This is a genomic window from Micromonospora sp. M51, assembly GCF_018070305.1.
GTDB lineage: Bacteria > Actinomycetota > Actinomycetes > Mycobacteriales > Micromonosporaceae > Micromonospora > Micromonospora parva.
The window spans coordinates 1-915 of the sequence record NZ_JAGPXZ010001290.1 but is presented as its reverse complement, the minus strand read 5'-3'; the positions used below and the strand labels follow the sequence as shown (position 1 = coordinate 915).

Genomic DNA, 915 nt, shown 5'->3' with positions numbered 1-915 from the left:
CCGCAGGTCGTGCTGCCCACCGCCCCGGCGGCCGTGCCCGTCGGCACGGGCTCCGGGGAGCAGCAGTGATTGAACTCCCCGGCCGGCCCGACAACCTGACGGACGTCCCGCCGCGTTCATACCAGGTGCGGCCTGACGAGTTGGAAGGTGCGGTGCGGGAGAGCCTCTCGCACCAGGTCGCGCGTACCCGCCCACTGAGCGTCGATCCGGCGGGCCAGGCCATCCGCCGCGCGAACCGGATCCGGCGTCGACGCGCCGCAGCCGGCGTCGCCCTCGCCGCGGTCACCACCGTGCTGCTCAGCGCCGGCATCGCCCAGCTCGGCGCCGAGACCAGCCGGGACGGGCCCCCCATCGTGGTGATCGGTGACCCGGGCCCGACCAACCGGCCGCTCCCGAAGGCCAGCATTCCCGGCTCCGTCCCCTCGCCCGAGACATCGGCCGCTCCGCCGGCCGGCGAGACGCTGGTCAGCGCCGCCGGGCGGCGACTCGTACTTCCCGACGTCGGGGCGGCCGAACGCGCCCAGCCACTGCCCAGCGGCAACGGTTGGCTGGTGGTCGGCGCGCCGACCACCGCGGGGCGCTCCCTGTGGGTGGTGCAGGACGACGGCCTGGTGCAGGTGCTGCTGGCCGGGGCGGGCGGGATCGTGCTGGCCCCGGACAGCCTCCAGGTCGCCTGGCGCGACGGCGGCGACCTGCTGGTGGCGGGCGTGGTCGGCACCCAACTCATCGGGGCGGTGCGCACCCCGGTGCCCGCGGGGGCGGAGCCCGTCCGATTCGTCGCCGACAGCGTGCTGGTCCGCCTCGACCCGACCGGCGCCGGTCACACCCTCTGGCGGCCCGGTGCGGGGCCGTTGCTCGACTTCCTCGACCGCAAGAGCCTCAACGTCTACGGGGAGCTGCCCGACGGGCGGCTCG

The 915-nt window shown here is 76.1% G+C and carries 1 pseudogene; it reads left to right on the top strand.

From position 1 onward, the window contains the following. Window positions 1-65: 65 nt before the first annotated feature. Window positions 66-915: pseudogene (locus KBX53_RS34350) on the top strand (hypothetical protein); the annotation flags it as partial.